The organism is Frankia sp. CoBUL1, from assembly GCF_978021245.1.
This window is the reverse complement of the sequence record NZ_CDXDOS010000226.1, coordinates 1-5,575: the sequence shown is the minus strand read 5'-3', so window position 1 is coordinate 5,575 and position 5,575 is coordinate 1. Positions and strand designations below refer to the sequence as shown.

Genomic DNA, 5,575 nt, shown 5'->3' with positions numbered 1-5,575 from the left:
GGTCAGCGCATGACGGTCCGACACTTCCTTCTCGACACCGACCTGACCCCCGCGGAGCAGACCGCTCTGCTCGACCTCGCCGACGGGTTCAAGGCACGCCGCCGCGTCACCCGGCTGACGGAGCGTCCGCTCGCCGGGCGCTCGGTGGCGCTGCTGTTCGAGAAGCCGTCGACGCGCACCCGACTGTCGTTCGACGTGGGCGTCGCTGAGCTCGGCGGCCACCCGGTGGTGATCGACGCGGCGAGCGCGCAGCTCGGCCGGGGCGAGACCATCGAGGACACCGCCGCCGTGCTGAGCCGGTACGTCGACGCGATCGTCGTGCGTACCTTCGCGCAGGAGCGGTTGGAGCGGCTGGCGGCGGCGGCCACCGTTCCGGTGATCAATGCGCTGTCCGACCACGCCCATCCCTGCCAGGCCCTGGCCGACCTGCAGACGATCCGGGAGCGGCGGGGCCGCCTGGCCGGGCTGACCCTGACCTACCTGGGCGACGGCAACAACGTCGCGCACTCGCTGCTGCTCGCCGGCGCGTCGGCCGGCATGCGGGTGCACGTGGCCTCGCCGCCCGGCTATGAGCCGTTCGAGCAGGTGGTGCGGCACGCCAATGAGATCGGCATGGTGACCGGGGGGGAGGCGCTGGTGATGCACGACGCGCTGGAGGCCGCCGCCGGGGCAGACGTGCTTTACACCGACGTGTGGGCGTCGATGGGTCAGGAGAGTGAGTCGGACAGCCGCGCGTTGGTGTTCCAGCCGTACCGCCTCGACGAGAAGGCCGTCGAGGCCGCTTCGCCCGACGTGATCGTCATGCACTGCCTGCCCGCGCATCGGGAGCTCGAGATCACCACGTCGGTGATCGACGGACCCCGTTCGGTCGTGTTCGACCAGGCCGAGAACCGGCTGCACGCCCAGAAGGCCCTGTTGTCGATCCTGCTGTCCGAGGGCGTCGGTCCGACCGGCACCGCCGGAAGCGCGTCCGGGGTGGGGGGCGCATCGTCGGTGGGGGGCGCATCGTCGGTGGGGGGCACCGGGCGATGACCTCGGAAGCAGGCGCGGAGGCCGCGCGTGCCGCGCCGTTGACCAAGCACGCCCGCCAGGCTCGGCTGGCGGCGTTGATCGGTCAGCGCGGCGTGCGTTCACAGACCGAGCTCGCGCGTCTGCTGGCGGCCGAGGGCGTCCAGGTTACCCAGGCAACCCTGTCCCGTGATCTGGAGGACATCGGGGCGACCAAGGTGCGCGGTCCGGACGGCGGCTTGGTCTACGCGGTCGAGGCGAACCTCGCGCCGGCGGAGATCGTCCGGTTGTCGCTCACCCGGCTCTGCGAGGAACTGCTGGTCTCCGCGGAGGCCAACGGCGACCTGGTCGTGCTGCGCACGCCGTCGGGCGCCGCGCAGCTGTTCGCCTCGGTGCTCGACCGGGAGGCGCTTCCGGGGGTCATGGGCACGATCGCGGGGGACGACACGGTGCTCGTCGTCTGCCGGTCGGCTCCCGCAGCCGAGGCCCTGGTCCGTCCGGAGAGCTCGGTCCGTCTGGAGAGCTCGGTCCGTCCGGAGAGTTCGGTCGGTCCGGGAGATCCCGCTGGTCAGGGAGGGCATGCTGGTCCGAGGGGTCCGGCACTCGCCGCCCATCTCCTGTGGCTCGCCGACGGCCGGGCGCGTGGAGCGTCGACGGGATCGTCCGCCGTGCCAGACCAGGATGCGTAGCGGTGCGCCGGCGACGCCGTGAACCGGCCTTCCCGGCATCCTTGATGAACATAGCGCTGATTTTTGCTAAAAATAGCACTCATCGGTTTTCTTTGACCAGCCCGGCGTGATTTTCAATAATTCAACATGATTCGGATATAAAACGACATAAGGAGATAAGTACTGTGACCGAACGCGTCGTGCTTGCCTACTCGGGCGGCCTCGACACGTCCGTGGCCATCGGTTGGATCGGCGCCGAGACCGGCGCCGACGTCGTCGCGCTGGCGGTTGACGTCGGCCAGGGCGGCGAGGACCTTGAGGCCATCCGGCAGCGCGCCCTCACCTGTGGCGCGGTCGAGTCGATCGTCGTCGACGCCCGTGAGGAGTTCGCCGAGTCCTTCGTCGCTCCGGCGATCAAGAGTAATGCGCTCTACATGGACCGGTATCCGTTGATCTCGTCCCTGTCGCGACCCGTCATCGTCAGGCATCTGGTCGCTGCGGCCCGCGAGCACGGGGCGGACGCCATCGCGCACGGCTGCACCGGCAAGGGCAACGACCAGGTGCGCTTCGAGGTCGGGGTGGCGGCGCTCGCCCCCGGGCTGAGCGTGCTCGCCCCGGTGCGCGACTCGGGGATGACCCGGGACAAGGCGATCGCCTTCGCGGAGGAACGCGGCCTGCCGATCGACGTGTCGAAGAAATCGCCGTATTCCATCGACCAGAACCTGTGGGGCCGCACCGCCGAGTGCGGCGTCCTCGAGGACCCGTGGGCCCAGCCGCCGGAGGACGTCTTCGTCTACTCCGCGGACCCCACCGTCGCGCGGATCCCCGACGAGGTGACCATCTCGTTCATCGACGGTGTCCCGGTGGGGCTGGACGGGCGCTCCCTCCCGCTCGCCGATCTCGTCGCCGAGCTCAACGTCCGGGCGGGCGCCCACGGCGTGGGCCGGATCGACCTGATCGAGGACCGGCTCGTCGGCATCAAGAGCCGGGAGATCTACGAGTGCCCGGCGGCGATCACGCTGCTGACGGCCCACCGGGACCTTGAGGACCTCACGCTTGAGCGGGACGTCGCCCGGTTCAAGCGGGGCATCGACCAGCGGTGGGGTGAGATCGTCTACGACGGTCTGTGGTACTCGCCGCTGAAGAGCGCGTTGGACGCCTTCGTCGACTCCGCCAGCGCCGGAGTGTCCGGGGAGGTACGGATCCGGCTCGTGGGTGGCGTCGCCCAGGTCGTCGGCCGGCGCAGCCCAGCCAGTCTGTACGACCACGCACTGGCCACCTACGACGCCGGCGACCAGTTCGACCAGCGCGACGCCCGCGGGTTCATCGAGCTCTGGGGTCTGCCGACGAAGGTCTGGGCGGCGCGCGAGCAGCGGCTGAACCCGTGACCGCGACGCACCCGCCCGGCGGGAACGACACGACGCGCAGGGCGCCCGGTGACGGGGCGCCCGGTGACAGGGGGCCCGATGACGGGGCGCCGATGCGGCTGTGGGGCGGGCGCTTCGCCGGCGGCCCGGCGGAGGCGCTCGCCCGGCTGTCGATAAGCGTCCAGTTCGACTGGCGGCTGGCGCCCTACGATCTGCTCGCGTCGAAGTCGCACGCCCGGGTCCTGCACCGGGCCGGGTTGCTCGACGCCGACGAGCTCGCGGCGATGCTTGCCGCCCTGGACGAGCTCTCCGACGCGGTCGCCCAGGGCCGGTTCCGCCCGACCGTCGAGGACGAGGACGTCCACACCGCCCTCGAACGTGGTCTGCTCGAACGGCTCGGAACGCTGGGCGGAAAGCTGCGGGCCGGCCGGAGCCGCAACGACCAGGTCGCCACCGACCTGCGGCTCTACCTGCGGGACTCGGCCCGCGAGGTGGCCGCGCGGCTGACCGAGTTGTCCCACGCGCTAGTCGTGCTTGCCGAGCAGCACGTCGACACCCCGGCCCCCGGGATGACCCACCTGCAGCACGCCCAGCCGATCTCCTTCGGTCATCAGCTGCTGGCACACGTGCAGGCGTTCGTCCGGGACATCGACCGGTTGCGCGACTGGGACGTCCGGGCGTCGGTGAGCGCCCTGGGGGCCGGGGCACTGGCCGGTTCCTCGCTGCCGCTCGACCCGCAGGGGGTGGCCGTGGAGCTGGGGTTCGACCGGGCGTTCGCCAACTCCCTCGACGCGGTCTCCGACCGGGACTTCGCTGCCGAGTTCCTGTTCGTGGCGGCCCTGATCGGGGTGCACCTGTCGCGGCTCGGCGAGGAGATCGTGCTCTGGACGACGAGGGAGTTCGGCTGGGTCGAACTGGACGACGCCTTCGCGACCGGTAGCTCGATCATGCCGCAGAAGAAGAACCCGGACGTCGCGGAGCTGGCCCGGGGGAAGTCCGGCCGGCTCATCGGGGATCTGACCGGTTTCCTGGCCACCCTCAAGGGACTGCCGCTTGCCTACGACCGCGATCTGCAGGAGGACAAGGAGCCGGTCTTCGACGCGGTCGACACCCTGCTGCTGGTGTTGCCCGCGCTGACCGGCACGGTTGCGACCATGCGGGTCCGTCGCGAGCGGCTCGTCGCCGCGGCGCCCGACGGCTTCGCGCTGGCCACGGATGTCGCCGAGTACCTGGTGCGCCGAGGGGCGCCGTTTCGTCAGGCGCACGAGGCGGTCGGCCAGTTCGTGTCGTGGTGCGTGGCCCACGACGTCGATCTCGACGAGGTGTCGGACGACGATCTCGGTATGATCAACCCCCTGCTCACCCCGGACGTGCGCGAGGTGCTGTCGGTGCGGGGAGCGCTGGAGGCCCGCTCGGCCCCCGGCGGGACCGCTCCCGACCGGGTCCGCGAGCAGATCATCGCGTTGCGTCCGGTGCTGGACCGGGACCAGGCCTGGGCGGTGGGTTGACGGCACTACCCGAATCCTCGCCCGGCATGGCACCGACGGACGGTGCCGCGCCGGACGGGGTGGACTTCTATGACCGGCCCGTTCTGGCGGTCGCACCGGCTCTTCTTGGTGCGACGGTCTGGCACGGGCCGGTCGCCGTTCGGATCACCGAGGTCGAGGCGTACGGGGGGCTGGACGATCCCGCCTCGCACGCCTACCGCGGCCCGACAGCCGCGCGCGGCCGTCATGTTCGGACCGCCGGGACGGGCCTACGTCTACCTCAGTTACGGCGTCCACTGGTGTCTGAACGTGGTGTGCGGACCGGTTGGTTCGGCGTCGGCTGTGCTCCTGCGCTCCGGAGAGGTCGTGGCGGGTCGCGACCTCGTGGCGGGCCGTTTCCCGCACCTGGTCGAGGCGGACCTGGCGCGTGGCCCCGGCCGGTTGGGACGGGCGCTCGCCGTGACCGGCGCATTGAGCGGAACCCCGATCACCGGCCCGGGGCCGGTTACGGTGGCACTGGCCGGGGGCCGGGGGATCCGTCCTCCCGGCCCGCCCGGTATCTCCGGCGGCCGGGTCCGCCGCGGCCCCCGGGTGGGGATTCGGGTGGCGACCGAATGGCCCTGGCGATTCTGGCTCGCTGGCGAGGCGACGGTCAGCGGCCCGCGGCCGCCGCGTCGACCCGGGTGAGTCGACCCGGTGATGCTCTGGCCCGTGTTCCGGGTGCCAGTCTTCCGGCCCAGACCATCAAGCGTCCCATATCAGAAGATCACAACGAACCGGTCTTGAGAAGGTGTGACGTACATCACATATCTTGGTAAGGGATTGATTTGACGTCCCCCGTCATCCACCCGTAATGTTCTCTCTGTCAGCGAGACACCGGATCCGCCGAGTACCACGGATGCGGTCGGTGACTGCCCCCCCCGAGGGGTGCGTGTGGCAGATGTACGGCAGCCCCCGTCCGGGGAGTAACTGACGAGCATCCTCCAGAATTTTGTAAGAAGCCAGCAAGCCGCCTGAGGGTGGCGTCTTGCGACGTCCACTCAGC

At 70.6% G+C, this 5,575-nt stretch carries 4 protein-coding genes and 1 pseudogene; all 5 read left to right on the top strand.

The features are described 5' to 3' along the window. Window positions 1-9 precede the first annotated feature (9 nt). Window positions 10-1,032: an ornithine carbamoyltransferase gene (argF, locus tag AC08OX_RS14325; protein WP_011437556.1), complete on the top strand. Its 1,023-nt coding sequence runs from the start codon at window positions 10-12 to the stop codon at window positions 1,030-1,032. Then, the gene (argR, locus tag AC08OX_RS14320) at window positions 1,029-1,697 is read left to right on the top strand and encodes an arginine repressor (protein ID WP_476608279.1); all 669 of its coding nucleotides are present in this window, start codon (window positions 1,029-1,031) and stop codon (window positions 1,695-1,697) included. Before argF ends, argR begins: the two co-directional genes overlap by 4 nt. 164 nt (window positions 1,698-1,861) lie before the next feature. Continuing rightward, window positions 1,862-3,064 (top strand): argininosuccinate synthase, encoded by a 1,203-nt coding sequence (locus tag AC08OX_RS14315; RefSeq protein WP_011437554.1) that lies wholly within the window; start codon window positions 1,862-1,864, stop codon window positions 3,062-3,064. Beyond that, a complete protein-coding gene (argH, locus tag AC08OX_RS14310) occupies window positions 3,061-4,551 on the top strand; it encodes an argininosuccinate lyase (protein WP_476608278.1) in 1,491 nt (496 codons plus the stop codon). Before AC08OX_RS14315 ends, argH begins: the two co-directional genes overlap by 4 nt. A gap of 26 nt (window positions 4,552-4,577) precedes the next feature. Then, a pseudogene (locus AC08OX_RS14305) lies at window positions 4,578-5,217 on the top strand (DNA-3-methyladenine glycosylase). The last annotated feature ends 358 nt before the right edge of the window (window positions 5,218-5,575 follow it).